Source organism: Geobacillus stearothermophilus ATCC 12980, from assembly GCF_030369615.1.
Taxonomy (GTDB): domain Bacteria; phylum Bacillota; class Bacilli; order Bacillales; family Anoxybacillaceae; genus Geobacillus; species Geobacillus stearothermophilus.
Window position 1 is genome coordinate 905,174 of the sequence record NZ_CP128494.1, and the last position, 25,627, is coordinate 930,800.

General features: G+C 55.0%; 28 protein-coding genes. 25 read left to right on the forward strand and 3 right to left on the reverse strand.

Annotated elements, in window-relative coordinates; all coding sequences use genetic code 11:
- Window positions 1-15: 15 nt before the first annotated feature.
- The 5 genes from QSJ10_RS04915 to QSJ10_RS04935 all read left to right on the forward strand — a co-directional run bounded on the left by QSJ10_RS04915 (window position 16) and on the right by QSJ10_RS04935 (window position 1,936).
- Window positions 16-399: a YlbD family protein gene (locus QSJ10_RS04915; protein ID WP_033010270.1), complete on the forward strand. Its 384-nt coding sequence runs from the start codon at window positions 16-18 to the stop codon at window positions 397-399.
- Window positions 400-411: 12 nt separating this feature from the next.
- Window positions 412-645, forward strand: coding sequence for a YlbE-like family protein (locus QSJ10_RS04920; protein ID WP_033010269.1), 234 nt, complete (start codon window positions 412-414; stop codon window positions 643-645).
- Between the two features lie 40 nt (window positions 646-685).
- Complete coding sequence (locus QSJ10_RS04925) at window positions 686-1,057, forward strand: hypothetical protein (RefSeq protein WP_033010268.1); 372 nt, start codon at window positions 686-688, stop codon at window positions 1,055-1,057.
- A gap of 145 nt (window positions 1,058-1,202) precedes the next feature.
- Complete coding sequence (locus QSJ10_RS04930; protein ID WP_033010267.1) at window positions 1,203-1,649, forward strand: YlbF/YmcA family competence regulator; 447 nt, start codon at window positions 1,203-1,205, stop codon at window positions 1,647-1,649.
- Window positions 1,650-1,666: 17 nt separating this feature from the next.
- Window positions 1,667-1,936, forward strand: a complete 270-nt coding sequence (locus QSJ10_RS04935) for a YlbG family protein (protein ID WP_033016181.1) — start codon at window positions 1,667-1,669, stop codon at window positions 1,934-1,936.
- A gap of 37 nt (window positions 1,937-1,973) precedes the next feature.
- Here the strand turns inward: QSJ10_RS04935 and QSJ10_RS04940 are convergent, their stop codons facing one another.
- The gene (locus QSJ10_RS04940) at window positions 1,974-2,363 is read right to left on the reverse strand and encodes a DUF7147 family protein (RefSeq protein ID WP_033010264.1); all 390 of its coding nucleotides are present in this window, start codon (window positions 2,361-2,363) and stop codon (window positions 1,974-1,976) included.
- Between the two features lie 358 nt (window positions 2,364-2,721).
- Here QSJ10_RS04940 and rsmD point away from each other — a divergent pair, with 358 nt between their 5' ends.
- Together rsmD and coaD are read left to right on the forward strand one after the other, a co-directional pair.
- Window positions 2,722-3,330, forward strand: a complete 609-nt coding sequence (gene rsmD / locus QSJ10_RS04945; RefSeq protein WP_033016180.1) for a 16S rRNA (guanine(966)-N(2))-methyltransferase RsmD — start codon at window positions 2,722-2,724, stop codon at window positions 3,328-3,330.
- Window positions 3,296-3,790 carry a pantetheine-phosphate adenylyltransferase gene (gene coaD, locus QSJ10_RS04950; protein WP_033010262.1) on the forward strand — a complete coding sequence of 165 codons (495 nt, stop codon included), beginning with the start codon at window positions 3,296-3,298 and terminating at the stop codon, window positions 3,788-3,790. Before rsmD ends, coaD begins: the two co-directional genes overlap by 35 nt.
- A 139-nt stretch (window positions 3,791-3,929) precedes the next feature.
- Here the strand turns inward: coaD and ylbJ are convergent, their stop codons facing one another.
- Window positions 3,930-5,165 (reverse strand): sporulation integral membrane protein YlbJ, encoded by a 1,236-nt coding sequence (gene ylbJ / locus QSJ10_RS04955; RefSeq protein ID WP_033016179.1) that lies wholly within the window; start codon window positions 5,163-5,165, stop codon window positions 3,930-3,932.
- 132 nt (window positions 5,166-5,297) lie between these two features.
- Here ylbJ and QSJ10_RS04960 point away from each other — a divergent pair, with 132 nt between their 5' ends.
- On the forward strand, window positions 5,298-6,086 hold the full coding sequence (locus tag QSJ10_RS04960; protein WP_049624348.1) for a patatin-like phospholipase family protein: 789 nt from the start codon (window positions 5,298-5,300) through the stop codon (window positions 6,084-6,086).
- A complete protein-coding gene (locus QSJ10_RS04965; RefSeq protein WP_033016176.1) occupies window positions 6,083-7,102 on the forward strand; it encodes a SepM family pheromone-processing serine protease in 1,020 nt (339 codons plus the stop codon). Before QSJ10_RS04960 ends, QSJ10_RS04965 begins: the two co-directional genes overlap by 4 nt.
- On the opposite strand, the gene QSJ10_RS04970 is transcribed toward QSJ10_RS04965, so the two are convergent.
- Window positions 7,075-8,295: a nucleotidyltransferase gene (locus QSJ10_RS04970; RefSeq protein WP_033016174.1), complete on the reverse strand. Its 1,221-nt coding sequence runs from the start codon at window positions 8,293-8,295 to the stop codon at window positions 7,075-7,077. The genes QSJ10_RS04965 and QSJ10_RS04970 overlap by 28 nt on opposite strands.
- Before the next feature lie 327 nt (window positions 8,296-8,622).
- Between QSJ10_RS04970 and QSJ10_RS04975 the strand changes: the two genes are divergently transcribed.
- From QSJ10_RS04975 to spoVE, 16 genes are all read left to right on the forward strand, one after another.
- The gene (locus QSJ10_RS04975) at window positions 8,623-9,171 is read left to right on the forward strand and encodes a YceD family protein (protein WP_053532297.1); all 549 of its coding nucleotides are present in this window, start codon (window positions 8,623-8,625) and stop codon (window positions 9,169-9,171) included.
- A gap of 138 nt (window positions 9,172-9,309) precedes the next feature.
- Window positions 9,310-9,483 carry a 50S ribosomal protein L32 gene (gene rpmF, locus QSJ10_RS04980; RefSeq protein ID WP_011230605.1) on the forward strand — a complete coding sequence of 58 codons (174 nt, stop codon included), beginning with the start codon at window positions 9,310-9,312 and terminating at the stop codon, window positions 9,481-9,483.
- Window positions 9,484-9,641: 158 nt separating this feature from the next.
- On the forward strand, window positions 9,642-10,397 hold the full coding sequence (locus QSJ10_RS04985) for an enoyl-CoA hydratase/isomerase family protein (protein WP_053532298.1): 756 nt from the start codon (window positions 9,642-9,644) through the stop codon (window positions 10,395-10,397).
- A gap of 70 nt (window positions 10,398-10,467) precedes the next feature.
- A complete protein-coding gene (locus tag QSJ10_RS04990; RefSeq protein WP_049624349.1) occupies window positions 10,468-11,043 on the forward strand; it encodes an RsfA family transcriptional regulator in 576 nt (191 codons plus the stop codon).
- A 101-nt stretch (window positions 11,044-11,144) separates the two neighbouring features.
- Entirely contained in the window at window positions 11,145-12,035 is an 891-nt protein-coding gene (locus tag QSJ10_RS04995; RefSeq protein ID WP_053532299.1) for a 2-dehydropantoate 2-reductase, read from the forward strand.
- The gene (locus QSJ10_RS05000; RefSeq protein WP_053532300.1) at window positions 12,028-12,414 is read left to right on the forward strand and encodes a DUF3397 domain-containing protein; all 387 of its coding nucleotides are present in this window, start codon (window positions 12,028-12,030) and stop codon (window positions 12,412-12,414) included. The genes QSJ10_RS04995 and QSJ10_RS05000 overlap by 8 nt, the downstream gene beginning before the upstream one ends.
- Before the next feature lie 73 nt (window positions 12,415-12,487).
- A complete protein-coding gene (gene bshC, locus QSJ10_RS05005) occupies window positions 12,488-14,116 on the forward strand; it encodes a bacillithiol biosynthesis cysteine-adding enzyme BshC (protein ID WP_033016166.1) in 1,629 nt (542 codons plus the stop codon).
- A gap of 261 nt (window positions 14,117-14,377) precedes the next feature.
- Window positions 14,378-15,319 (forward strand): 16S rRNA (cytosine(1402)-N(4))-methyltransferase RsmH, encoded by a 942-nt coding sequence (rsmH, locus tag QSJ10_RS05010; protein WP_033016164.1) that lies wholly within the window; start codon window positions 14,378-14,380, stop codon window positions 15,317-15,319.
- Between the two features lie 34 nt (window positions 15,320-15,353).
- Window positions 15,354-15,710: a cell division protein FtsL gene (gene ftsL, locus QSJ10_RS05015; RefSeq protein ID WP_049626392.1), complete on the forward strand. Its 357-nt coding sequence runs from the start codon at window positions 15,354-15,356 to the stop codon at window positions 15,708-15,710.
- Between the two features lie 6 nt (window positions 15,711-15,716).
- Window positions 15,717-17,912: a penicillin-binding protein gene (locus tag QSJ10_RS05020; RefSeq protein WP_053532301.1), complete on the forward strand. Its 2,196-nt coding sequence runs from the start codon at window positions 15,717-15,719 to the stop codon at window positions 17,910-17,912.
- A gap of 72 nt (window positions 17,913-17,984) precedes the next feature.
- Window positions 17,985-19,919: a stage V sporulation protein D gene (locus tag QSJ10_RS05025; protein WP_033016155.1), complete on the forward strand. Its 1,935-nt coding sequence runs from the start codon at window positions 17,985-17,987 to the stop codon at window positions 19,917-19,919.
- Window positions 19,920-20,029: 110 nt separating this feature from the next.
- A complete protein-coding gene (locus tag QSJ10_RS05030; RefSeq protein ID WP_033011329.1) occupies window positions 20,030-21,499 on the forward strand; it encodes a UDP-N-acetylmuramoyl-L-alanyl-D-glutamate--2,6-diaminopimelate ligase in 1,470 nt (489 codons plus the stop codon).
- On the forward strand, window positions 21,496-21,957 hold the full coding sequence (locus tag QSJ10_RS05035; RefSeq protein WP_049626390.1) for a hypothetical protein: 462 nt from the start codon (window positions 21,496-21,498) through the stop codon (window positions 21,955-21,957). Before QSJ10_RS05030 ends, QSJ10_RS05035 begins: the two co-directional genes overlap by 4 nt.
- Window positions 21,942-22,916, forward strand: coding sequence for a phospho-N-acetylmuramoyl-pentapeptide-transferase (gene mraY / locus QSJ10_RS05040; RefSeq protein WP_033016152.1), 975 nt, complete (start codon window positions 21,942-21,944; stop codon window positions 22,914-22,916). The genes QSJ10_RS05035 and mraY overlap by 16 nt, the downstream gene beginning before the upstream one ends.
- Window positions 22,917-24,272: a UDP-N-acetylmuramoyl-L-alanine--D-glutamate ligase gene (gene murD, locus QSJ10_RS05045; RefSeq protein ID WP_033016151.1), complete on the forward strand. Its 1,356-nt coding sequence runs from the start codon at window positions 22,917-22,919 to the stop codon at window positions 24,270-24,272.
- A gap of 52 nt (window positions 24,273-24,324) precedes the next feature.
- Entirely contained in the window at window positions 24,325-25,425 is a 1,101-nt protein-coding gene (gene spoVE, locus QSJ10_RS05050; RefSeq protein WP_033016150.1) for a stage V sporulation protein E, read from the forward strand.
- Window positions 25,426-25,627: the final 202 nt, after the last annotated feature.

Below are 25,627 nucleotides of genomic sequence, written 5' to 3' on the forward strand. Positions count from 1 at the left end.
GGGATGAAAACGGTTATGGCCAAGCCTCTGCATCCTTCCGTTGAACAGTTCAAACAGTTTGTCAAAAAACACCCGAAACTCATTCAAGAGGTGCGCAGCGGCAAAAAGACGTGGAAGCAAGTGTATGAGGACTGGTACTTGTTCGGAGAGGATGACGACATATGGGAACCGTACCGAGACGCAGGCGGCAAGGAGAAAAGAGAGGAAAAGGGAGCAAGCAAATGGCTTGATAAGCTCGCGGCGATGCTTGGACAGCTTGACGCGGCAGAAGTGCAAAAACACTTGGCAAGCGTCCAACAGGCCCTCGCTGCGATCCAGGGCATTCTGTCTGAATTTCAAGGAGCCAGTCCGCAACGGCCCAACAAAGAGGAGCATCCGTTTTCGTTTCGCCAAGACTAAAGGGTGGTAGCAATGAGAAGAGATGTATGGCAATATGTGCAGGCAAACCCGATGTTGCGCGCGTTTGTTCGTGAACAGCCGCGCTGGTACCGGCTGCTCGCTCGCCGTCCGCACGAGCTGTCGGCGCTCCAGTTGGCCGCCTTGCGCCATTACGGGCAGACGATCCCCGATAAAGTAGAAAAAATTTCCCAATCGTTGCAGATGGCCTCTCTCATGTGGCAAATGTTTAAAGCGCTGCGCGACTAATTTGGCGGCAAACGGCAAAGACTAGCTCTGAAAGGGAGTGATGCCTTTGCCGAAATGGCTTGTATGGTTCGGGTGTGTGGTGCTGTTATGGGCGTATGCCGGCGGACGGCCGGAGACGGCAGCGGCCGCTGTTCATGCGCCGACAGCGAATCACCCATGGCATGTCAAATATGAAGTGAAAGGGCATGACGTGCTCGTGGAATGTTTGGCCGCGCAATTTCCGTTTCGCAAAGGAGAGGGGGGCGGCCATATCAACGTGTATCTCAATGGACAGAAAATGACGGAAGTGTATACGGCCGCCTTTATCGTGCGCGGCCTGCCAAGCGGAAAGCATATGATCCGCCTTGAGCTCGTCTATAACGATGGAAAGATGACCGGCATGATGCATGAATTTGAAGTGACGATCCCGTAAAGCTCGACAGGAGACAAGGCTATCCGGCAGAGTCTCTTTCTGCCTTCGGATAGTCTTTTTTTGCGCTCTTCTTTTCCTTCATGATCTCCTCCCTTTCCATTTTCCTTTTATTCATGGTATGATGAAAGATGGAGGTGCTATATTTGTGAGGATCGCTACTCTCGAGCGCATCGAGATTTTGGATAAAGCAGAATCGTTGGCGAAAATGGTTGTCGAGTCGGAGGTGGCGGATGAATACCGCCGCGCGTTTCGGCGGCTCAAACAAGACCGCCGCGCTCAGCAGCTGATCGCCCGTTTCGTCAAGCTGAAAGAGCGGTATGAGGAGGTGCAGCGCTTCGGCAAATACCATCCCGATTACCGCAACGTGATGAAAGAAGTGCGTGAGGCGAAACGGGAGCTTGATTTGCATGAGACGGTGGCCGCCTTTAAAGAGTCGGAAAAAGCGCTGCAACAGCTGCTTGATGACATTAGCGTGTTGATCGGCAAGGCTGTCTCGGAACATGTCAAAGTGCCGACCGGGAACCCGTACTTCCTGTCAGCCGGCTGTTCCGGCGGCTGCAGATCCGGCGGAGGCTGCGGCTGCCGAGCATAGAAAAAGGGGAAAGGACTATGTTTCCAAAACGGCAAGGGATTATCGTTTGGCTTCATTCATTGAAATACGGGAAGCAGCTGCGCAAATTCGGCAACATTCACTATATTTCAAAGCGGCTGAAATATGCCGTTCTGTACTGCGACATGGAGCAAGTCGACCATGTGATGAAAAAACTGGCGGCGCTCCCGTTCGTCAAACTCGTTGAGCCGTCGTATCGTCCGTTTTTAAAGCTGGAGTTTGAATCGAAAGGGGAGAAAGAGAAAGACTCCCCGTATCCGCTTGGATGAAAGAAAAGAGCGGGCCTTAGCCCTGCTCTTTTTTTGGCTATTGGAGCGGCGGGATGAAGCGGTTCATTCGCATAATGCCGATTAAGTGCTGATAATATAAGTCGAGTTCCGCGAACATCGTTGACGGCTTGACGTCGAGATGGATGACGCCAAAGCCAAGCTCTTTCGCGGTTTCCGCAAACAAATCGTACCGTTTGTTCGGTTTGACGGAGGGATCGGGAACACCTTCACGGCAAATGTAAAGCGGTTGAAAGTCGCCCGGGTCGGTTGGGTGGAGCACAACAACCAAGGAGACGACCGCCTGGCCTTTTTTCACCGTATGGAAAGCAAAAAAGCCGGATAAACGGTGGCGGTTGGCGCGCGCCAGCTCCATCAGCTCATATATATCGGAATAGCCTTCGCCAAGTTCGATAAAACGCTGGATCATGTACGGTCCTCCTTGCGATCATCGTCCATTCATAACTTTACCGGCCCATTGCAGAAATTGCAATCAAAAAAAAACCTTGCGGACAAACGATCCGCAAGGCCCTTTCCAATTCCTTGCCTCCGCGCGGGGCGGAACAGGGAACGGAAAGAAAAAGAAAAGGGAGAGGAGAAACCGGAGGAAGAACTTATGGGGAAACGTAAGTCTTCTCCGTCATTGGCAACAACGCCATCTACGGTGTTGCCATTACTCATTATGGACGGTTTTCTGATTTCTATACACGCGGCTATGAAAAATTCTCAAGTTTGACTATAATAAACATGATAAGACGACCATGAAAACAACGAATTAGGTGAACGCAATGAGAGTCATTTCCGGAACATGCAAAGGTCGGCATCTGCAAGCGGTTCCAGGATTGTCGACGCGGCCGACGACCGACAAGGTGAAAGAAGCGGTTTTTAATATGATCGGCCCGTATTTCGCCGGCGGCATCGGCCTCGATTTGTTCGCCGGAAGCGGCGGCTTGGGCATCGAAGCGCTTAGCCGCGGGCTTGAGCGCGTCATTTTCGTCGATCATGACGGAAAGGCCGTGCAGACGGTCCGAAAAAACGTTGCCGCCTGTGGACTTGAGCGCCGGGCGGAAATTTACCGCAACGACGCCGAGCGGGCGTTGAGGGCGGTGGCGAAGCGAGGCCTGCGCTTTTCCGTCATCTTTCTCGATCCTCCGTACAAGGAGAAAAAGTGGCCGGCGCTGTTATCGTTTATCGACAATCACGATTTGTTGGAGGACGATGGCGTTGTCGTTGCCGAACATTTGGCTGAGGTCGAGCTGCCGGAAGAAGTCGGCCGCTTGAAGCAGTGGAAGCGGGAAACATACGGCATCACCGGCGTCACTATTTACCGCCGGACTGACGAACAGAAAGGGGACGAACGCGATGGCGAGCATTGCCGTTTGCCCGGGGAGCTTTGATCCGGTGACATACGGGCATTTGGATATTATCAAACGGGGGGCAAAAGTATTTGACAAAGTTTATGTGGCGGTGTTAAACAATTCCTCGAAAAAGCCGCTGTTTACGGTTGAGGAGCGGATGGAGCTGCTGCGCGAGGTGACGCGGACGCTAGAAAACGTGCATGTCGAATCGTTTCACGGCCTGCTTGTTGACTATGCCCGCAGCAAAAACGCCAACGCCATTTTGCGCGGTTTGCGCGCGGTGTCTGACTTCGAGTATGAAATGCAAATTACATCGATGAACCGCGTCTTGGACGAGAACATTGAAACGTTTTTTATGATGACGAACAGCCAGTATGCGTTTTTGAGTTCAAGCATCGTCAAGGAGGTCGCTAAATATAACGGCGACATCTCCGAACTTGTGCCGCCGGTTGTCGAGGCGGCCCTGAAGCGGAAATTCGCCTCGATGGCCGCCGATTGACGGCTAGGAAAAGGCTGTTCTGTCCAAGGGCGGAACCGATCCGCCGATCCCTTATTTTGCCGGCGGAGAAGCGGGATGCAAAAGCATCGAGAGCCGCCCCGGCGGCCGGATGGCGCCGCGGGGCCGGCAGCGCGGGCAGTCACAAGCGTCCGCGCGTTTTGTTGCTTGCGTTGGCGGCGAGCCATATATAAAGGCACAGAAACAGCATCGTGGCCAGTGGCCCATAGTGCTGCAGCCATTGCCATCTTTCGTGCCAGACGCTCTCTGCGGCGGCGTGCCAAAACACCGGAATATTGCCGGTTTCGTTGCCTGCCGCCCGAAGGTACAACGGCTCCCAAAGCAAATATGTAAATGAAGCCGCAAAAACTCCATGCAGAAAACGGGCGATGAAAAACGGTTGAAAGCGGATGTTGGCCTCAGCGAGAATGCTGGCCACTTGCGCTTGAACGGAAAAGCCACCGAAAGCCAAGACGAAGCTGACGGCCACCGCCTTTTCCAGCAGCTCGGCTTCATCTGTCTGGCTGATCATTTGGCTGCCGAGCGTAATTTCAAACAACCCGGAAAAAATCGGAATATCAAGCTGCTCCGGAAGCTGGACGAGCCGGAGCAGCTGGCGCAGCAAGGGGGCGAGCTGCTCGGTCAAGTGCATCATATACAACAATTGGTTGACGACGGAAAAGAGAATAATAAAGCCGCCGATCATCAACAACGTTTGAACGGAAGAGTGGACGGCATCGCCGAGCAGCTTGCCAAGCGGCTGTTCATTCTTCAGCCGCGTTTTGTGGAGCGTGCGCAGCGCATACGGGAGCGAAAACGAGCGCGGCCGCCGCTTCGGCTGCCCCCGTTCTTTCCGGATGCCGTGAAAGCGCATCACTAGTCCGACGGCAATGTTCCCTAAATAATGGGAGACGGCCAGCAACAAACCAAGCTGCGGATTGTTAAAAAACCCAGCTGAAACAGCCCCAAATATAAATAGCGGGTTGGAAGAATTGGTGAACGAAGAGAGCCGCTCGGCCTCGATGGTCGACAGTTGTTTTTCTTGATACAGGCGGGCGGTCAGCTTCGCCCCCGACGGGTAGCCGGATGCCATCCCCATCGCCCAGGCAAACCCGCCGACGCCTGGGACGCGAAAAAGCGGGCGCATCAGCGGCTCCAGCAAGACGCCGAGAAAGCTAACGACGCCAAAGCTGATGAGCAGCTCCGAGACAATGAAAAACGGCAGGAGCGACGGGAACACGACTTCCCACCACATATTTAACCCGCGAATGGATGCTTGGAGCGACTGTTTTGGATAACAAATGAGCGAAAAGGCGAATAACGTCACAGCGGAAGCGAGCAGCGCCGTTTTTAGTTTCGCTCTCCAGTTTCGCTTCAATGTTCTCCCCCCTTTTTTTGCCGTGCGGCCTTGCGCGGTACAACCTCATATAACCTAATATACGAGCATAGGGGGGCGGTTTAGACCATAAAATGAAAGCGAGGGAGCGCCGTAGCAAAGGGGGGGAGAATCGTGCCGCCGAAGATCGGATTGGCGCTCGGGTCAGGGGGCGCGCGCGGATTTGCTCACCTCGGCGTATTGAAAGTGCTACAGGAGGAAGGAATCCCTATTTCTTATTTGGCGGGCAGCAGCATCGGCGCGCTTGTGGCTGTCCTTTATGCGAGCGGCCACGGCCTCAGCCGCCTTTATCGGCTCGCCAAGTCGTTCCGGCGCAACGATTTTCTCGATTGGACGGTGCCGAAAATGGGGCTGATCGCCGGTGAGCGCATCACCGAATTCATTCGTTTGTTGACGAAAGGGAGGCGGATTGAAGAGCTTTCTCCGCCGGTGGCGGTCATCGCCGCTGATTTGCAGACGGGGGAAAAAGTCGTGTTTCGGCAAGGGGATGCGGCCCAAGCTGTGCGGGCGAGCATCTCGATCCCCGGCATTTTTGTGCCCGCGGCGGTGGACGGGCGGCTGCTTGTTGATGGCGGTGTCGTGGACCGCGTGCCGGTATCGGTCGTTCGGGCGATGGGGGCCGATCTTGTCATCGCGGTCGATGTCGTCCCGTTGAACAAAGAGGCGGAAATTGCCTCGCTTGTGGATGTCATTTGGAAGAGCCTTGATATTTTGCAAGCCGAGCTCGTCGCCCATCGGGAACTCGCCTCGGACGTGATGATCCGGCCGCGCGTAGAGCAATACAGCTCGCGGGCGTTCACCCATATCGAAGACATTATTGCCCGCGGCGAAGAGGAAGCGCGGAAACAAGCCGGGGCGATCCGCCAAGCGATTGAACAGTGGAAGGAGCCAAAGCACCAATGAAGAAACGAACGTATATAGCGGCGTTTTTCTTTGGCGCCGTCCTTGCCGTTTTGCTTATTTTTATGAAATTGCCGTATTACGTGACGATGCCGGGAAGCGCGCAAAAGTTAACGCCGCTTGTTCATGTCGAGCACGGCGACCGCGATGCGGGGGCGTTCATGTTGACGACGGTCCGCATGGGGCGGGCGAACGTCATCGCGTACTTGCTCGCCCATATCCGCCCGTTTTATGAGCTGCATCCGGTTGAAGAGATTAAACAGGAAGGGGAAAGCGACAAAGAATATACGATGCGTCAGCTAGAACTGATGGAACAGTCAAAGGAAGCGGCGATTGTCGTCGCTTACCGGCACGCTGGGAAGCCGGTTTCATATGAGCCGAAAGGTGTGTATGTGATGAACGTTCTCCCTGACATGCCGGCGGAGGGACGCTTGCAGGCCGGCGACCGCCTCGCCGCGCTCGACGGCCGGCCGTTGACAACGTCGGAGCAAATCATCGACTACATTCGGAAGAAAAAAGAGGGAGACCGCGTCCGCATCGCGTTTGTCCGCGAGGGGGAGCGGCGGGAGGTCGAGCTCCGGCTGAAGCCGTTCCCGCACCATCCAAACCAAATCGGCCTTGGGGTGACGCTCATGACCGATTATGACGTCCGCACCGACCCGCCGGTTGACGTTGACTCGGAACAGATCGGCGGTCCGTCGGCGGGGCTGATGTTTTCGCTTGAAATTTACAATCAGCTCGTTGAAGAAGATATGACGAAAGGCCATAACATTGCCGGCACCGGAACGATCGACATTCATGGACAAGTCGGCCCGATCGGCGGTGTTTCACAAAAAGTCGTGGCCGCTGACCGCGCAGGGGCGGAAGTGTTTTTCGCTCCGAATGAACATGGCTCCCCGTCATCGAACTACCGGGAGGCGGTGCAGACCGCGAAAAAAATCGGGACGAACATGAAAATCGTCCCGGTCGATACGTTTGAAGATGCGATCCGTTATTTGCGCTCCATGCCGGAAGCGTAAATGGGGATCGTTGCGTATTCTTCTTTGAGCGCGGCGCTGTACAGCGGCTCAGGAAGGGCGGCTGCATAGACGGCGGCCGCCCTTTTTTCTTGCTCGTAAAGCGGATCGCCGTTCAATTTAGCCGCTTTCGTAATCAGCGGCAGCGCCAGCTCTTTTTTCACCCGCTGCAAGTAGCGGCGGCCGGTTTCGCTCATGCCGAGCAGCCTGATGTATGTAGGATCGGATGTCTTCGTTTGTTCTTCCTTTGTGAAGTTGGTCAGCACGTGCGCGCACATTCGCTGCAGCCTTGTCCACGTGTACCGTTTCGTTTTGACGGCGGCGATGAAAGAAGCGAACGTTTCGGCAACGGTAATTTTTTCCTTCAACCGGTGCTCCACGCCTTCCTCGATTCCGGCCGTGCGGCGCAGTTCCTCCTTGGTTGCCGTCAGCAGCCGATACTTCAAGAGCGGAAAATACGCTTCCCAATCATGCCAGCGCCCATACGTTTGCCGGTATTGGCGCAGCTGCTCGAGCGTCGTTGGAGGGACGTATGGCGCAATCGACGCAAGCTGCCCAGTTTGTCGCAGCGTCTTTCGCACGCTTGTGGCGCTGGCGATCGATGGATGGGAAAACGACTCGTCATGATAGCCAGCGGCGAGGCGGGGAATCGTGCGCGGCATGATGGAGAGCTTGTGCCGCCAAATGGCTTTCACGTAGGCTAATCCGAGCACGTTGTTTGGCTGCGCCAAATCAAGCGGGACGGAGCGGAGCTGATCCCACGCCTTGGCATTCGCTTTCGGAAAGCTTTGCCCACGCTGAAGTTCGGCGCGGACGAGGGCGTCAAACTCCTCTTTTTGCGCAAACAACGTCTTCGCGGCGGCTAAAAAAGCAGCAATGTCGCCGGATTCGCTCCCAAAGCAAAGCTCTTCGCAGCCGAGGGCATCGAGCAGCCGCACCGCTCCATCGGCAAATCGCTCCGCCGCCTGAACGGCGAAGGCATATGGCAGTTCAATGACGAGATCGACGCCGGCTGCCAGCGCCATTTTGGCCCGCGCCCATTTTGAAACAATGGCCGGCTCGCCGCGTTGCAGAAAATTTCCGCTCATGACGGCGACGAGGCAGTCCGCTCCTGTCTTTTCACGCGTCTCTTGCAAGTGATATCGATGGCCGTTATGAAATGGATTGTACTCGACGATCACGCCAACAGCTTTCATGGCCGCTTCCCCCCATGGAACGGACGTGGCTCGGCGCTGAAACGATGGCTCGTCATAAGCGCACCTCCTGTCTCTCATCTAGTATGGAACATGCGGCGGTAAAGATCAACCTAGGAAGGGCGTCGTGATGTTGTCGTCCGGTTTTGGCGGAACGCGTCGAGCCGCCGGAGGCATATGTGCATGCAAGTAACAGAATTTAGAAATAATGGAAGTATGCCTTTCCTGTTGCCTCTTCTTTTTTCAGGCGTCCGGATGGTTGTAAAGAAAAAACATTGACAAAAATAGAAACGGAACGTATAATTTTATTCGTTGCCTTGAGGTGATTGTATGAAATGGACGGTTCAACAGCTTCACCGTTTTCAGCACAAGGAAATGGCGATTGACGAGACGGTTGACGTGTCTGATTTGAAACAAATCGACACGTTGATCCGTGATATTTCGCTTGTCCGCGTTCAAGGGAAAGCGGACGTCGGTTCGACAAAGTTTACATTTCATTTGACGCTGTCAGGAACGATGGTATTGCCGTGTTCGCGGACGCTCGTCGACGTGACACACCCGTTTTCCATCAAGACGACGGAAACGTTTTTTGTTGATGGCGGCGACGTCGCTGAAACGGATGAAGACACCCATATCGTAACTGGAAACACGGTTGATTTAAACCCAATTATTCGCGAGCTCATCCTGCTTGAAATCCCGTTGCAGCTCATCGCCGACAACCCGGGGGCTGACGGGGCGCCGCAACACGGGGAAGGATGGGACGTTCTCACGGAAGAACAATGGGAAAAAACGCTGGAAGAGCGGGCGGCGAACAAGGTCGACCCTCGTCTGGCAGGATTGGCTAAGTTTTTTGATGGAACGAAAGGAACTGATGGCTGACCGGCGTTGCCGGCCGATGGCGCCGACCAGAACGCGCACCGTCCGGCAGCTGCCTTGCCTGCCGGCGGACTGCCTTGAACAAGCGGCTGCCCGTCGGCAGCGATACGCTGAATGTGCCGGACAAGGAGGTGGAAAACGATGGCAGTACCTTTTAGAAGAACATCGAAAACGAGAAAACGACTGCGCCGTACACACTTTAAACTGCAAGTGCCGGGCATGGTGCAATGCCCGAACTGCGGCGAATGGAAATTGGCGCACCGCGTCTGCAAAGCATGCGGTACGTACAAAGGAAGAGATGTCGTCAACAAATAATGGCCGACATCAAGCGACAGGCTGTCCGAAAAGCGGGCAGCCTTTTTTATTGGCAGTGAACAATCGACAACGTACGTCCACGCGTTTGTTTTTTTCGCTGCTGGCAGGAAAAAAGGGGGGACGATGACCAATTGTCATAAAATAAAGGAGGAGTGCTGATGGAAGCGATGATGGAGCAGCGTGACGGCGTCGCCTTGTTTACGATTTGCCGTCCCGAAAAACGGAATGCAGTCAATTTTGTAGTGATGGAGGCGCTTGAGGGAGCGCTGAGCGAGGCGGAAGCGGATGAGCGGGTCAAAATATTTGCCATCACGGGCGCTGGTGATGAGGCTTTTTGCTCGGGCGGCGATTTACACGAGTTCGGGCCTTTGCGCGGCGCTGAGGCGAAACAGATGCTGACGCGCATGGGGGAGGTGCTCTACCGGCTGCTGACGTTTCCGAAACCGACGGCCGCGCTCGTCAATGGCGCCGCGATGGGAGGGGGCTGCGAGCTGGCGACGGCCTGCGATTTCCGTTTTGTCAAAGAAGGAAGCCGAATCGGGTTCATTCAAGGGCGGCTCGGCATCACAACCGGCTGGGGCGGCGCCTCGATGCTGTTCGGCAAACTGCCGTACGCGCGGGCCCTCGATCTATTGCTGCGCGCTGAACCGATGACAGCGGAAGATATGGAAGCGTGCGGGTGGGCTGATGCGGTCTTGGCGGCTGACCACTGGCGCGAGCAATGGCAGGCGCGGCTCACCCTTTATGCCGCGCGGTCGCTCGCTGTTTTAGAAGCCTATAAGGCGGCAGCGGGCGAAAAATGGCGAACAGTTTGGTTTCGTGAGCAATTTTTCGCTGAAATCGACCGTTGCGCCGCACTATGGGGGTCGGTTGAACATGAACAGGCGTTGCATCCTTTTTTTCGCAAGCAGTAATTTTTTCCTTCTACTGTTTCTATTAGCCGCATACATATAATGACAAAGCGGCGATGAGGAGGGAAGGGAGATGACCGGAGTACGCCAGGACGCTTGGACGAAAGAGGAAGATGAACTGTTGGCCAACGTTGTGCTTCAATATATTCGCGAGGGCGGCACCCAGCTAGAAGCGTTTGCTGAGGTGGGGCGGCGCTTGTCGCGGACAGCGGCAGCGTGCGGGTTCCGCTGGAATTCGTACGTTCGCAAGCAGTATAAAGAGGAAATTGAACAGGCAAAGCAAGAACGGAAAACGCGAAAAAAAGAGGCGGCATCGGTAAAAGAAGGAGGGGGACAAACGGAGATGGAAGCGGCAGCAGAGAGCAAACTGTCATGGACGGAAGTGCTCGCTTTTTTGCAAGCGGAAGGACAAAAAGCGCGCGACGCCCGGCGGACAGCGGATGAAAATCGGGCGTTAAAAAACGATATGGAGCAGCTGCAACAAATGGTGACAAAGTTGCAAATGGAAAAGGAAGCGTTGCAAAAGCAGCTGGTGGCCGTCCAAGAGGAGTATAAAACGTTGCTCGCCATTATGGAGCGGGCGCGGAAAATAGTGGCGGGCGCCGAAAAACAAACGGAGCCGGCGGCTGAGGGCGCCGGGGAAGGATAAAAGCTGGCCTTTGGGCCGGCTTTTTTTTTTTTCTTAACGGATGACGGGGACATTTGCTAAAATAAGGCTAACGCAATTTGGCAGGAAGGCGGGGGAGACATGTGAACATTGGCATTGTCGGCGGCGGGGCGGTCGGCCTGCTTCTTGCCGCTTATCTCGGGCGGCGCCATAAGGTCACGGTGTATACAAGGCGCTTGTCTCAGGCGAGGCAGCTTGCTGAATGCGGTGTCGCCCTGAAAAAAGAAGGAAAAACAACGGAGACTGCCGTTCAAGCAAGGCCGTTTGCCGGGACGGAACTCGTTGAGCCGCTTGTGTTTGTGACGGTTAAACAATATGATGTGGCGGATGTCTGCTCCCAGCGTGATTCGTTCCGCCGCGTCGGCACGATTGTTTTTTTGCAAAACGGGATGAGCCATCTCGAACAGCTGTCTGTTTTTGCTGACAAAAACATCGTCGTCGGCGTTGTGGAGCACGGCGCGTTCAAGCTTGACGATCGGACGGTTGCGCACACAGGCGCCGGCAAACTGACGCTTGCCCCCTTCTATGGGTCGCCTGCTGCGGCCGCCGGGCTGGCTGGAGATCGAGAGTTTCCCATTGAATGGGCGGACGATTGGGAGCGCATTCTTGTCGACAAACTTGTCGTCAATGCGGTCATCAACCCGTTGACGGCGCTGTTGCAAGTGAAAAACGGCGAGCTTCTTGAGGTGGCGCCGTATCGGGACATGATGGCGCAGCTGTTTGATGAAGTGCGGCGGGTGTTGCCGCTTCGTGACGCCGGACGGGCGTGGGAGCGGGTCGTTCATATATGCCGGAACACGGCGGACAACTATTCGTCGATGTATATGGATGTGGCAAACGGGCGTCGGACGGAAATTGACGCCATTTTAGGCTATGTGCTGAAGCAAGGGGAAGCGCGCGGCGTTGCGTTGCCGCTCGTCCGCTTTGTGTATTGCGCGCTGAAAGGGAAGGAAGGGGGGAGCCGCGATGAGTGACTGGCTCGCGCCGGTGTTGGCGACATTCGTCACACTGCCGCTGCTGCTGTTTTGGCTCGTCTATGCGGCCATGCGCCTGTTTGGCGGGCGGAAACGGGCGGCGTTTTACGCGGCGGTCAACGCGGCGACCGCATTTTTCATCGCCGCCGTCTATTTTTTGCTTGCCGTGCTGTTCGGAAAGTCATATTTTGTCCATCTTCTTCTCTTTTTGCTCGGATTGCACGCCGCCATCGCACTCGGCTACTGGCGGAAAAAGGCGGATTTTCACCTGGCGGCGGTGTTTCGTCTATTTTGGCGGGCCAGTTTTCTCATTTTTGCGTCCCTTTACGCCGGCCTGCTCGTCTATGGCATGATGGCGCGCATCGCTGCCGTCCTTTGAGCAATCATTTTTTTCTCTTGGCGCCGAACGTGCTATACTCATGAAAGAATACATAAGAAAGGGAGTTTTCGCCATGGAGGTTCACGAAATTCCGCTGCCGGCGGCGACAAAGCTGGCGGCCGATTACATAACCGGCGCGTTTCCGGCTGAGAAAGGGTTTGACTACGTTTGGGCTGATGATCAGGCGTTTCGCCGCCGGTTGTCTCATTTGCAAAAACGGACATACGACCGGAGCGGGCTTGCCGATTATTTAGACGCCTATCACCGTCGGTTCTCGGCAAGCAGGGCGACGATGCACAATATCGACAAGCTGCGGCAGGAGAACAGCGTCGTTGTTGTCGGCGGACAGCAAGCCGGGCTGTTGACCGGTCCGCTTTATACGATCTATAAAATCATCACTATCATCCAGCTCGCCAAAGAACAGGAACGGAAGCTTGGCGTGCCGGTCGTGCCGCTGTTTTGGATCGCCGGCGAGGATCATGACATCGCGGAAATCGACCATGTGTATGTGGTAGAGGGCGGCGAAGTGAGGAAAGCGCTATATCCGCACAAGCGGAAGGAAAGGCGGATGGCAGCCGACGTCCCGCTTGATCATGAGCTTGCCGGCGCGTGGATCGAACGTGTCGTGAAAACGTACGGGGAGACGGACGCGACGAACGAACTGCTTTCCTTTCTCAAGACATGTTTGGATGAGGCGCGCACGTTTGTCGACTTTTTTGCGGCGATTGTCTTGCGCCTGTTTGCTGCTGACGGATTGGTTGTCTTGAATGCCGGCGATGCGGCGGTGCGCCTTCTTGAGCGCCGTTTTTTCGCCGCGCTCATTGACCGCCATCGCAGCGTGACATCGGCCGTGTTGGCGCAGCAAGAGGCGCTGCGCGCGCTCGGGTATGCGCCGCTCATTGAGATAGCGCCCAACGCGGCCAACTTGTTTTATTACAACGGCCATGAGCGCCTGCTTTTGCACTATGACGAAGAGCGCGGCGCGTTCCGCGACAAGGCCGGGCATATCGTCTTTGCGAAACAGCAGCTGCTTGAGCTTGCCGAGACGAAGCCGCACTGTTTAAGCAACAATGTTGTCACTCGTCCGCTTATGCAAGAGTATTTGCTGCCGACGCTCGCTTTTGTCGCCGGCCCGGGAGAAATCGCCTATTGGGCGGAGTTGAAGGAGGCGTTTTCGCTGTTCGGATTCGAAATGCCGCCGCTGGCGCCGCGCCTGCAGGCGACGATCGTCGGCCGTTCGCTGCAAACCGATCTCGCTGATCTCGGTCTCGAAGCCGCCGACGTATTGGCCGGGCGGCTCGAAGCGGCCAAGGAGCGATGGCGGAAGGAGACGGCTGAAGTTCCGCTTGCCAAGGCGTTTGCGAAAGCGAAAGCCGACATCGAGGCGGCGCATCAGCCGCTGCGCGCGCTTGGCATGGAGATTGACCGCGGATTGGAAGGATTGGTGGCGAAAAATGCCGCCATCATTGAGTCACAAATCGAGTTTCTTCAGCAAACGTTGGAGCGGGCGCTTTTGCGCAAACATGAGATGACATGGCGCAAGTTTTGGCGCGTCGAAACGGCGCTGCGGCCGAACGGAGCGCCTCAGGAACGGGTTTGGAACGTGTTTTACTACGTGAATCGTTACGGATTTGATTTTGTAAAAAAACTTTCGCTGATCGACGCCCCTGGAAACGGAATGCATAAAATTGTATATATATAAAGCTTTTTCAAAGAAAAAGTCGAAAAGAAAAATCCTGTTTCGAGCAGGATTTTTTTTTTGTGGAATGAAATAGTAACAAAACAATCGCTATGGGTTTGGAAATAAAAGTAAAAGGAGGTTGGAACTAATGGCTCCATCTGGGGATGTCCGACAAAAATAAACAAAAAGGGACGTTTTTTTTACAAAAAAAGCTAAAATTTTGTCCGTCTTTGCGATATAATTAAGGAAGCAGCGTTTGGAAGCAGCAAAGGTGGTGGACATGTGTTTGAACATACAACGGTGCTGTTAAAAGAAGCGGTTGACGGACTGAACATCCGCCCGGACGGCGTCTATGTCGATTGTACGTTGGGCGGCGGCGGCCATAGCGACTATTTGCTTTCCCGCCTCTCAAAGCGCGGAAAGCTGTTTGCCTTCGATCAAGACGAAACCGCCATTTCGTATGCGCGTGAACGGCTCGCCCGTTATGGCCAGCAAGTGCAGTTTGTGCACCGCAACTTCCGGTTTTTGCAAGAGGAGCTTTCCGCCCGCGGCGTCGCTGCCGTCGACGGCGTGCTGTTTGATTTGGGCGTTTCATCGCCGCAGCTCGATGAGCCGGAGCGCGGCTTCAGCTACCAGCACGACGCGCCGCTTGACATGAGGATGGACCGCAAGCAACAGCTGACGGCGGCGGAGATCGTCAACCGTTGGCCATATGAGGAGCTTGTGCGCATTTTTTTTCGGTACGGCGAAGAAAAATTTTCAAAGCAAGTAGCGCGCAAAATCGAGGAGGTGCGGCGCGAGAAGCCGATTGAAACGACCGGGGAGCTCGTTGAGGTCATTAAGGAGGCGATTCCAGCGCCGGCGCGCCGCAGCGGCGGACATCCGGCCAAACGCATTTTCCAGGCGCTCCGCATCGCAGTCAACGATGAGCTCGAGGCGTTTCGCGAAGCGCTTGAGCAGGCGATTGACTTGTTGGCGCCGGGAGGACGGGTGAGCGTCATTACGTTTCATTCGCTCGAAGACCGCATTTGCAAGGAGACGTTTAAAAAAGCAAGCGAGAACCCGCCATTGCCTCCAGGGCTTCCAGTTCTCCCCAATGACTACCGTCCTGTGTTGAAAATTATTACAAAAAAACCGGTCGTTCCTTCTGCTGAAGAGGTGGAACGGAACCGCCGCGCCCGTTCAGCCAAACTCCGCATTGCTGAAAAACTACCGCGCGGCTGAGAAAATAGGTGAGGAGAAACAGGAGGGAAACGCTGTGAACCATTTGGCAGTCAAAGTAGCACGCGAACAAAAGCATCCGGCCGCGCCGCCGAGCCAGAAGCCGCAGCGAAAACGGCGCCTTCGGCTGACGCTGGCTGAGAAGCTGTTGATCGTTTCGTTTTTGCTGTTTGTCTTTTACGCGGCGGTCCATACCGTCTCAACCCAAGTGCAAATTTATGAGCTTAATAAAGATGTCCAAAAGTTGGAATCGGCCATTGATGAACAAAAGAAAGAAAATAATGACTTGTACGTCGAAGTGCAGCGGCTGAGCTCGTACGAGCGTATTTTGCAAAAGGCGAAAGAGCTCGGTTTGTCGCTCAACGAAAACCACGTCAAAGTCGTACAGGACTGATGGGTGATGGAGGCAAAAAAGCATCGCAACACCCATCGCGGGGCGTTTATTTTGTTTTGCGTGTTCAGCTTTGCCTTTTTTCTTTTGTTTGCCCGCTTTGTGCAAGTGCAGTGGACGGGAAAAGCGGAAGGCGAAGCGCTGGCGGAGATCGCGCAGCAGCAGCATAAGCAGACGCGCACGATTGAAGCGAAACGCGGGACGATTTTTGACCGCAACGGCGTCATTTTAGCCCAAGACGTGCCGTCGTATACAGTCGCCGCCATTGTGGACCCGGATGATCCGCGCCGTGTCGCCGATCCAGAGGAAACAGCGGAAAAGCTCGCTCCGCTGCTTGGCATGGACGTCGAGCAAATGGAGCGCATTTTGACCAAAAAGGCGAAACAAGTCGAATTCGGCTCCTATGGCCGCAATATCAGCTTCGAGCTGAAGCGGAAAATTGAAGCGCTCCATTTGCCGGGCATCATCTTTACCCGCGACACTGCCCGGTTTTACCCGAATGGCATGTTCGCCTCGCACGTTATCGGCTACGCGCAAAAAAATGCGAAAAACGAAATGGTCGGCAAAATGGGAGTAGAAAAATCGCTTGACCGTTATTTGCGCGACAAAGACGGCTATGTGTCGTTTGCCAGCGATGCGAAGGGGTTCCGTCTGCCGGAGGCGAGAGAGCGCACGATTGCAAAGCCGGACAACGGCGCGAACGTGTATTTAACGATTGACGCGAAAATCCAGACGTTTTTGGAAGACGCCATGAACGGCGTAGAAAAGCAGTACAAGCCGAAAAAGATCATCGCCATCGTGGCTGATCCGAAAACAGGAAAAATTTTAGCGATGGCGACTCGCCCGAGTTTTGACCCGAACAAACGCGATATTGCGAACTTTTTAAATGACGCTATTTCCTACCCGTATGAGCCGGGGTCGACGATGAAGGTGTTTACGCTTGCTGCCGCCATTAATGAAGGAGTGTACAACGGCAATGAAACGTACCGTTCCGGCTCATACAAAGTCGGGCCGAACACCATCCGCGACCATAACGATGTCGGTTGGGGGACGATTACGTTCAATGAAGGGGTGCAGCGCTCTTCGAACGTCGCTTTTTCCATTTTGGTGAAAGAAAAGCTCGGGGAAGACCGGTTTTTGCAGTATTTGCATCGTTTCCATTTCGATCAGAAAACGGGCATTGATTTGCCGAATGAGGCGACAGGGCAAATTCGTTACCGTTATCCGATCGAACGGATTACGACCGGGTTCGGGCAAGGGACGTCAGTGACCCCGATTCAGCAAATCCAGGCGGCGACAGCGATCGCCAACGACGGAAAAATGATGAAGCCGTACGTCATTGAAAAGGTGGTCGATCCAGACAGCGGCAAAGTCGTTCTCGACCACGAGCCGACTGTCGTCGGTGAACCGATTACGGCTGAAACGGCGCGGAAGGTGAGGGAAATTTTGGAAACGGTTGTCACCTCAGAGCACGGCACCGGCCGCCCGTACCAAATTGACGGCTACCGCGTCGCCGGCAAAACGGGGACGGCGCAAATTCCATCCGCTTCCGGCGGCTATTTGACCGGACGGGAAAATTATATTTTCTCGTTTTTAGGCATGGCGCCGGCGGATGATCCGCGCCTTCTCATGTATGTAGCTGTTCAGCAGCCGCGGTTGGATGTGACGGAAACCGGAGCGGCGCCTGTTTCGCAAATTTTTACAACGGTGATGAAAAGCAGCCTGCAATATTTGCATATTGAACCGAGCAAAGAAAAATCGGTGGAAACGAAACTAGCGGCGCAACGCGCGCTCGATTCGCTGGTCGGCGAGGCAGCCGTCACGGCGGCGGAGCAGTTGAAGAAAAACGGCTATGTGCCGGTCGTCATCGGCACCGGCCGGTACGTTGAGCGGCAGCTTCCGCGCGGCGGAGATCGTCTTCTTCCCGGCGAGCGGGTCGTGTTGAAAACGGATGGAGCGGCGACGATGCCGGACTTGCGCGGGTTTTCGCTGCGGGACGCCATGAAAGTGGCTCATATACTCGGCCTGCGGCCAAGCACGAAAGGAACCGGCTATGTCGTCAGCCAAAACATCCGCCCGGGAGCGCGAGTGCGGCAAGGGGATTATTTGATCGTCGAACTGGCTCCGCCGCGCCAGTGGGAAGAAATGGCGGCAAAGAAAGAACAAGAGGCGGCTGAACGGAAAGAGGCCGGGCCTCACGAGTGATTTTTTGCCGTTCTATAACGGAGCGTACAAGCATATAGTGGAACGAGCCCATCATGAAGGAGGTTCCGCCATATGCGCGTATCGTACGTGACCGTGCGCAAACGGTTGACGATCGTCTTTTTGATCGGCGTTTTGGTTTTTGCCATTATCGATCTCCGTCTCGGCTATGTCCAATTTTGGCTCGGCGATCTATTAGCGGAACGGGCGAAAGGGCTGTGGGGTCGGAACATCCCATTTGAGCCGAAGCGCGGCGAAATTTTGGACCGCAACGGCGTCCCGCTGGCGACGAATATGAGCGCGCCGACGGTGTATGTCATCCCGCGGCAAGTGAAAAATCCGGCGGAAGCGGCAGAAAAGCTGGCGGCGGTTTTGGGCGCTTCGGTCGAATCCGTTTATAAACAAATGACAAAAAACACCTCGATCGTCCGCTTGAAAGAAGGGCGGAAAATTTCCGACGAGAAAGCGGCGGACGTGCGCGCGCTCGATTTGGACGGGGTGTACATTGCTGAAGACACGAAGCGCTACTATCCGTTTGGCAGCTACTTATCGCATGTGCTTGGCTTTACTGGCATTGACAACCAAGGGCTCACAGGGCTTGAACTGTATTATGACAAAGAACTGAGCGGAGAACGCGGTTCGGTGCAGTTTTACTCCGATGCAAAAGGGCGGCGCATGCCCGATATGGCGGATGACTATACGCCGCCGACCGACGGCTTGAACTTGGTGCTCACGATTGACTCACGCATTCAGACGATCATAGAGCGGGAGCTCGATATTGCTGAGGCGAAATACAATCCAGACGGCATCATCGCCATTGCCATGAACCCGAATACGGGGGAAATTTTGGCGATGGCGAGCCGGCCGACGTTTGACCCGGCCGATTACCGCAACGTCCCTCCGGAAATTTACAACCGCAATTTGCCGATTTGGAGCACGTATGAACCGGGGTCGACATTTAAAATCATTACGTTGGCTGCAGCGCTTGAGGAGCATAAAGTCAACCTCCTTAAAGACCACTTCTCTGATCCGGGCTACGCTAAAGTGGCCGGCGCTACGCTCCGCTGCTGGAAAAAGGGCGGCCATGGGGAGCAAACGTTTTTGGAAGTCGTACAAAACTCGTGCAACCCGGGATTTGTCGATTTGGGGGAGCGGCTCGGAAAGGAAACGCTGTTTCGTTATATTAAGAAGTTTGGCTTCGGTGAGAAAACCGGCATTGACCTGCAAGGGGAAGGGACTGGCATTTTGTTTGACTTAAAGCGGGTCGGGCCGGTCGAATTGGCGACGACTGCGTTCGGCCAAGGGGTGTCGGTGACGCCGATCCAGCAAGTCGCCGCCGTATCGGCCGCGATCAACGGCGGCACTCTATACACCCCGTACATCGCCAAAGAATGGATCGACCCGGAAACAGGGGAAGTCGTACGCCGCAATACACCAAAGGCGAAACGGCGCGTCATTTCCGAGGAAACGTCGAAACAAGTCCGCTATGCGCTTGAGAGCGTTGTCGCCCAAGGCACAGGGAAAAAGGCGTATGTCGAAGGCTACCGCGTCGGCGGGAAAACCGGAACGGCGCAAAAAGCGCAAGGCGGCCGCTATTTGCAAAACAACCATATCGTGTCGTTCATCGGTTTTGCGCCGGCGGACGACCCGCAGCTCGTCGTGTACGTCGCTGTTGACAATCCGAAAGGCACGGTCCAATTCGGCGGCACGGTTGCGGCGCCGATCGTTGGCAAGGTCATAGAAGACAGCCTGCGGGTGATGGGTGTGAAGCCGCGCAAAGACCAACTTGAGAAGGAACGGGGATGGGATGAGCCGAGAGTCATTGAGGTGCCGAATTTGATCGGAATGACAAAAAAAGATTTGCAAGAACAGTTTTTTGACTTAAAATTAGATGTTAGTGGCGAGGGCGATGTCATTGTCGAACAATCGCCGGAGCCCGGGGTGAAAGTAAAAGAAGGCTCGACGATTCGCATTTATTTGGCGAAACGCGAAGCGGCAGAGGAGCGGTAAACGATCTTGCAAGGGGCGGCCGATGCGATGACTCATCGGGTTGGTTGCGCCCCTTTTTCCGCTGTCCGCTCATAGGGCGAGCTATTTATAAGCGAAAGGGATGACTAAGGATGAAATTGCAAACGTTGCTGTCGCGCTTGCCCGGTTTTTGGGTGCATCGCGGGGGCAATCCGGATATTGTCGCGCTCGAAATGGATTCGCGCCATGTCACGCCCGGTTCGCTGTTTTTTTGCCTTAAAGGATTTACGGTGGACGGGCATGACTTTGCGGAACAAGCGGTGGCGCGCGGAGCAGCGGCGGTCGTGGCTGAGCGCCCGCTCGCGGTGGACGCGCCGCTTGTCCTTGTGCCGGACAGCCGGCGGGCGATGGCGATTTTGGCTGATGCGTTTTACGGGCACCCGACCCATCGACTTCATTTAATTGGCGTGACGGGCACAAACGGAAAAACGACGACGACTCATATCATTGACCAGATCGCGAGAAAGGCCGGCAAAAAAACGGGGCTGATCGGCACGGTCGGGATCAAAATCGGCGCCCGTTCTTACCCGGCGGCGAATACGACGCCGGAGTCGCTCGTCTTGCAACGCACGTTTAAACAGATGATCGACGAGGGCGTGGAGTTTGCGGCCATGGAAGTGTCGTCGCATGCCCTTCACCAAGGACGGGTGCATGGCTGCGATTACGATGTGGCCGTGTTTACGAACTTGACGCAAGATCATCTTGACTATCACGGAACGATGGACGAGTATCGGAACGCCAAAGGGCTGTTGTTTGCCCAGCTCGGCAACCGCTACGACGAGCGGCGGCCGAAATTTGCCGTTTTGAATCATGATGATCCTGTTTCGCAATATTATAAACATATGACAGCAGCACCAATCATCACTTACGGTATTCGCACGAAGAGCGATGTGATGGCGGAAGAGATTGCCATGACCCCGTCCGGCATGGCCTTTCGGCTGTGCACGCCGCACGGATCGGCAGTGGTGGAAACGAAGCTCGTCGGCTTGTTCAACGTCTATAACATGCTTGCGGCGGCCGCTGCCTGCCTTGCCTCCGGGTTTTCGCTTGAAACGATTGCGGCGGCTTTAAGGGATGTCGAGCCGGTGTCCGGGCGGTTTGAAACGGTCGATGAAGGGCAAAATTTTACTATCATTGTAGATTATGCCCATACGCCGGACAGTTTGGAAAACGCGCTGAAAACGGTGCGCCAATTTGCGAAGCGGAACGTCTATGTCGTCATTGGCTGCGGCGGCGACCGCGACCGGACGAAGCGGCCGCTTATGGCGCAGGTGGCGGTGCGCCACGCGGATGTCGCCGTGTTCACCTCCGACAATCCGCGCTCGGAAGACCCGCAGCAAATTTTGCGGGATATGGAAGCGGGGGTAAGTGATCAAGATGGAAGGTACGTGACGATTCCTGACCGGGAAGAGGCGATCCGCTACGCCATCCGGCAGGCGCAAGAAGGAGATGTTGTGTTGATTGCCGGTAAGGGGCATGAAACGTACCAAATCATCGGCGGCAATGTGATTGAGTTTGACGATCGCGCTGTCGCCCGAGCGGCGGTGAGGGAGAGAACATGACGATGGTTACGTACGGAATGGTGCAGAAAATTGCGAACGAAGCGAGCGGCATTGTGGACGAAACGATTCGTTTTCACGCGGTGTTTGTCAATCCGGCCGAACAGGTGAAAAAAGGGCTGTTCGTGCCGCTTGAAGATGCGGCGGAAACGCTGAAAACGGCCATCGAGCACGGGGCGATCGCTTCGTTTTGGCCGATCGGAGAGCCATTGCCGCGCTACATTCCTAATCAGTTTCCGCTCTTTTTCGTCCCGTCGCCGCTTGCGGCGGCCGCCGCGCTGCTTGAGCGGTATTTGCGGGAAGGCGGCCGGGGAACGGAATTTTCGTTTTCGTTCCCGGAAGAAGGCGGGGAGTATGTCCCTGCTGATGAAGCAATCCCCCTCCGGCTCGCCGAGTTGCAGAAACGGTGGCTGGACGCGCGGCAGGCAAAAGGATGTGACGATTCATGCCAGAACAAATAATTGTCATTGCGATGGCTGTTTCCTTTTTGGTCACCGTCATTTTGTCGCCGCTGTTCATCCCGTTTTTGCGGCGGTTAAAATTTGGGCAAAGCATTCGCGAGGAAGGGCCGAAGTCGCATCAAAAAAAATCGGGCACCCCGACAATGGGCGGCATTATGATTTTGCTTTCGATCGTGGCGACAACGTTATGGATGACATCGAGATTGTCCGTCCTGTCGGTGGAAACATATTTATTGCTGCTTGTTACGGTTGGCTACGGGGTGCTCGGCTTTTTGGACGATATGATCAAAGTGGTGATGAAGCGGAACCTGGGGTTGACGAGCCGGCAAAAATTTATCGGCCAGCTCATCATTGCCGTTGTTTTCTTTTTTGTCTACCGGCAAAGCGGCTTTTCGACGGAAGTACATATCCCCGGGACCGGCTGGTCGTTTGACCTTGGCTGGGCTTATGGGGTGCTGCTTTTGCTCATGCTTGTCGGCGGCTCCAACGCTGTCAACTTGACCGACGGGCTCGATGGGCTTTTGGCCGGCACGGCGGCGATCGCCTTTGGCGCGTATGCCGTGTTGGCTTGGAATCAAGGTCAGTACGATGTGGCGGTGTTTTGCGTCGCCGTTGTCGGCGCTGTGCTCGGCTTTTTAGTGTTTAATGCCCATCCGGCAAAAGTATTTATGGGGGATACCGGATCGCTCGCGCTTGGCGGGGCGATCGCTGCGGTCGCTGTCTTAACGAAACTCGAGCTGCTGCTGATCATTATTGGTGGCGTCTTTGTCATTGAAACGCTGTCTGTCATCATTCAAGTCGCCTCGTTCAAAACGACCGGCAGGCGCGTTTTCCGCATGAGCCCGCTCCATCATCATTATGAGCTCGTCGGTTGGTCGGAATGGCGCGTTGTCGTGACGTTTTGGGCCGTCGGCCTGTTGTTTGCCATGCTAGGAATTTATATCGAGGTGTGGATGTAATTGAAACCGACTCTTTTCTATCAACATCGTCGTGTGCTTGTGATTGGATTGGCGAAAAGCGGGGCGGCAGCGGCCCGCCTGCTCGTTGAATTAGGGGCGGAAGTCGTCGCCAACGATCAAAAACCGTTGGCGGAAAACGCGGAGGCGAAGCAGCTTGAAGAGCTCGGCGTCCGCGTTGTTTGCGGCGGCCATCCGCTCGAACTGCTCGATGAGCCGTTTGACCTCGTCGTGAAAAATCCGGGCATCCCGTATACGAATCCGTTAGTGAAAAAAGCGCTTGAAAAAGGGCTTCCGGTCGTGACCGAGGTGGAGCTGGCTTATCACATTTCCGAAGCGTCGTTTATCGGCATTACCGGATCGAACGGGAAAACGACGACAACGACATTGATTTATGAAATGTTAAAGGCGGATGGCCAAGACCCGTTGCTTGCCGGCAATATCGGCTTAGTCGCCTGCGAGGTGGCCAAGGAAGCGAAGCCGGGCCAATGGCTCGTCACCGAACTGTCTTCGTTCCAGCTTGCCGGCATTGATCAATTCCGTCCTACGATCGCCGTCTTGCTTAACATTTTTGATGCCCATTTGGACTACCATGGCACAAGAGAAGCATACGCGGCGGCGAAGGCGAATATTTTCCGCAACCAAACAGAACAAGATTATGCGGTCGTCAACGCGGATGACCAGACCGTGATGGACATCGCCGCCTCGATTCGATCGCAAAAGGTGCTGTTTTCGGCGACGAAGCCGCTCGGTGAAGGGGCGTACGTCGACAATGGCGCCGTTTGCTGGAACGGAGAGCCGATCATCAAGACAGCAGACATTGTCCTCCCCGGCCAGCACAACGTGGAAAACATTTTGGCCGCGGTGGCGGCTGCCAAGCTGGCCGGCGCCAGCAACGAGGCGATCGTTCAAGTGTTGACGACGTTTGCCGGCGTAAAACATCGGCTTCAATATGTAGCCGAAGTCGACGGCCGGCGGTTTTACAACGACTCGAAGGCGACGAATATTTTGGCAACGCAAAAGGCGCTTTCGGCGTTTGCCGGTGAACCGGTGATTTTGCTGGCCGGCGGGCTTGACCGCGGCAATGAGTTTGACAAGCTTCTTCCGTACTTGCGGCAGGTGAAAGCGGCGGTATTGTTCGGGCAAACGGCGGAGAAAATCGGGCGCATCGCCCGGGAGGCGGGAATAGAAACGATCGAATATGTCGATAATGTGGAAAAAGCTGTCCCGGTTGCCTTCCGGCTTTCCGAGCCGGGCGATGTTATTTTGCTCTCTCCGGCCTGCGCCAGCTGGGATCAATACAAAACTTTCGAGGAGAGAGGGGACATTTTTATCGACGCCGTGCATAAGTTGAAATAGAGGGAAAGGGACAGCCCTTTCCTTCTAGTTTACAAAATAGAGGTGTTGGGCATTGCCGCGGAAAAGGTCTGCGCCGGATTTTTTGTTGATTCTTTTAACGTTTTCGCTCTTGGCCATCGGGCTTATTATGGTGTACAGCGCGAGCGCCATTTGGGCGGAATACAAGTTTCACGATTCGTTTTTCTTTGTCAAGCGCCAGCTGTTCTTTGCCATCGTCGGCATTATCGCCATGTTTTTTGTGATGAACATCGATTATTGGACGTGGCGCGACTGGTCGAAAGTGTTGCTCATCGTTTGTTTCGGGCTGCTTGTACTCGTGTTGATCCCAGGCGTCGGCATGGTGCGCAATGGATCGCGCAGCTGGATCGGCGTCGGGGCGTTTTCCATCCAGCCGTCCGAATTTATGAAGCTGGCGATGATCGCGTTTTTGGCCAAATATTTATCCGAAAACCAAAAGAAGATTACATCGTTTAAACAAGGATTGCTGCCGGCGCTGGCGCTCGTGTTTGCGGCGTTCGGCATGATTATGCTGCAGCCGGACTTAGGGACGGGCACCGTGATGGTCGGCACATGTGTGGCGATGATTTTTGTCGCCGGCGCCCGCCTCAGCCATTTTGTGGGCCTTGGGGTGTTGGGGCTTGCCGGGTTTGCCGCCCTCGTTTTATCGGCGCCGTATCGAATCAAGCGGATTACATCGTTTTTGAATCCGTGGGAAGACCCGTTGGGGAGCGGATTTCAAATCATCCAGTCGCTGTACGCCATCGGTCCGGGCGGGCTGTTTGGCCTGGGGCTCGGGCAAAGCCGGCAAAAGTTTTTTTATTTGCCGGAGCCGCAAACTGATTTTATTTTCGCCATTTTGGCCGAGGAGCTCGGTTTTATTGGCGGATCGCTCGTCCTTCTTTTATTCAGCCTTCTTCTTTGGCGCGGCGTGCGCATCGCCCTTGGCGCCCCCGATTTGTACGGCAGCTTTTTGGCGCTTGGCATCATTTCGATGATTGCCATCCAAGTGATGATCAACATCGGCGTTGTCACCGGGCTGATGCCCGTCACCGGCATTACTCTCCCGTTTTTGAGCTACGGCGGATCGTCGTTGACATTGATGCTGATGGCGATCGGCGTGCTGCTCAATATTAGCAGACACGCCCGCTATTAGGCAGGCGGCGGCGTCCGCTGTTTTTGTTTGTTCGGGCGGCTTGCCGTCAAACAGTGCCGGCAAATGTTATAAAAAACGGTCTCTCTCGCGATCTATTTGTGATATAATGAAAACAAGTGCAAAGAACAAGAAAACGGCAGCGGATGCCGTTTGTTTTTATTCGAGCGCAGCCATGGAGCTGCCCGCGGGCAGGAAAGCGGGG

Excerpts from the sequence above, each read along its gene's own strand:
- QSJ10_RS04915 (WP_033010270.1), top strand. The coding sequence starts at position 16 with ATGGCCAAGCCTCTGCATCCTTCCGTTGAACAGTTCAAACAGTTTGTC.
- QSJ10_RS04920 (WP_033010269.1), top strand. The coding sequence starts at position 412 with ATGAGAAGAGATGTATGGCAATATGTGCAGGCAAACCCGATGTTGCGC.
- QSJ10_RS04925 (WP_033010268.1), top strand. The coding sequence starts at position 686 with ATGCCTTTGCCGAAATGGCTTGTATGGTTCGGGTGTGTGGTGCTGTTA.
- QSJ10_RS04935 (WP_033016181.1), top strand. The coding sequence starts at position 1,667 with ATGTTTCCAAAACGGCAAGGGATTATCGTTTGGCTTCATTCATTGAAA.
- QSJ10_RS04940 (WP_033010264.1), bottom strand. The coding sequence starts at position 2,363 with ATGATCCAGCGTTTTATCGAACTTGGCGAAGGCTATTCCGATATATAT.
- rsmD (WP_033016180.1), top strand. The coding sequence starts at position 2,722 with ATGAGAGTCATTTCCGGAACATGCAAAGGTCGGCATCTGCAAGCGGTT.
- coaD (WP_033010262.1), top strand. The coding sequence starts at position 3,296 with ATGGCGAGCATTGCCGTTTGCCCGGGGAGCTTTGATCCGGTGACATAC.
- QSJ10_RS04965 (WP_033016176.1), top strand. The coding sequence starts at position 6,083 with ATGAAGAAACGAACGTATATAGCGGCGTTTTTCTTTGGCGCCGTCCTT.
- QSJ10_RS04970 (WP_033016174.1), bottom strand. The coding sequence starts at position 8,295 with ATGAAAGCTGTTGGCGTGATCGTCGAGTACAATCCATTTCATAACGGC.
- QSJ10_RS04975 (WP_053532297.1), top strand. The coding sequence starts at position 8,623 with ATGAAATGGACGGTTCAACAGCTTCACCGTTTTCAGCACAAGGAAATG.
- rpmF (WP_011230605.1), top strand. The coding sequence starts at position 9,310 with ATGGCAGTACCTTTTAGAAGAACATCGAAAACGAGAAAACGACTGCGC.
- QSJ10_RS04985 (WP_053532298.1), top strand. The coding sequence starts at position 9,642 with ATGGAAGCGATGATGGAGCAGCGTGACGGCGTCGCCTTGTTTACGATT.
- QSJ10_RS04990 (WP_049624349.1), top strand. The coding sequence starts at position 10,468 with ATGACCGGAGTACGCCAGGACGCTTGGACGAAAGAGGAAGATGAACTG.
- QSJ10_RS05000 (WP_053532300.1), top strand. The coding sequence starts at position 12,028 with ATGAGTGACTGGCTCGCGCCGGTGTTGGCGACATTCGTCACACTGCCG.
- bshC (WP_033016166.1), top strand. The coding sequence starts at position 12,488 with ATGGAGGTTCACGAAATTCCGCTGCCGGCGGCGACAAAGCTGGCGGCC.
- QSJ10_RS05020 (WP_053532301.1), top strand. The coding sequence starts at position 15,717 with ATGGAGGCAAAAAAGCATCGCAACACCCATCGCGGGGCGTTTATTTTG.
- QSJ10_RS05025 (WP_033016155.1), top strand. The coding sequence starts at position 17,985 with ATGCGCGTATCGTACGTGACCGTGCGCAAACGGTTGACGATCGTCTTT.
- QSJ10_RS05030 (WP_033011329.1), top strand. The coding sequence starts at position 20,030 with ATGAAATTGCAAACGTTGCTGTCGCGCTTGCCCGGTTTTTGGGTGCAT.
- QSJ10_RS05035 (WP_049626390.1), top strand. The coding sequence starts at position 21,496 with ATGACGATGGTTACGTACGGAATGGTGCAGAAAATTGCGAACGAAGCG.
- mraY (WP_033016152.1), top strand. The coding sequence starts at position 21,942 with ATGCCAGAACAAATAATTGTCATTGCGATGGCTGTTTCCTTTTTGGTC.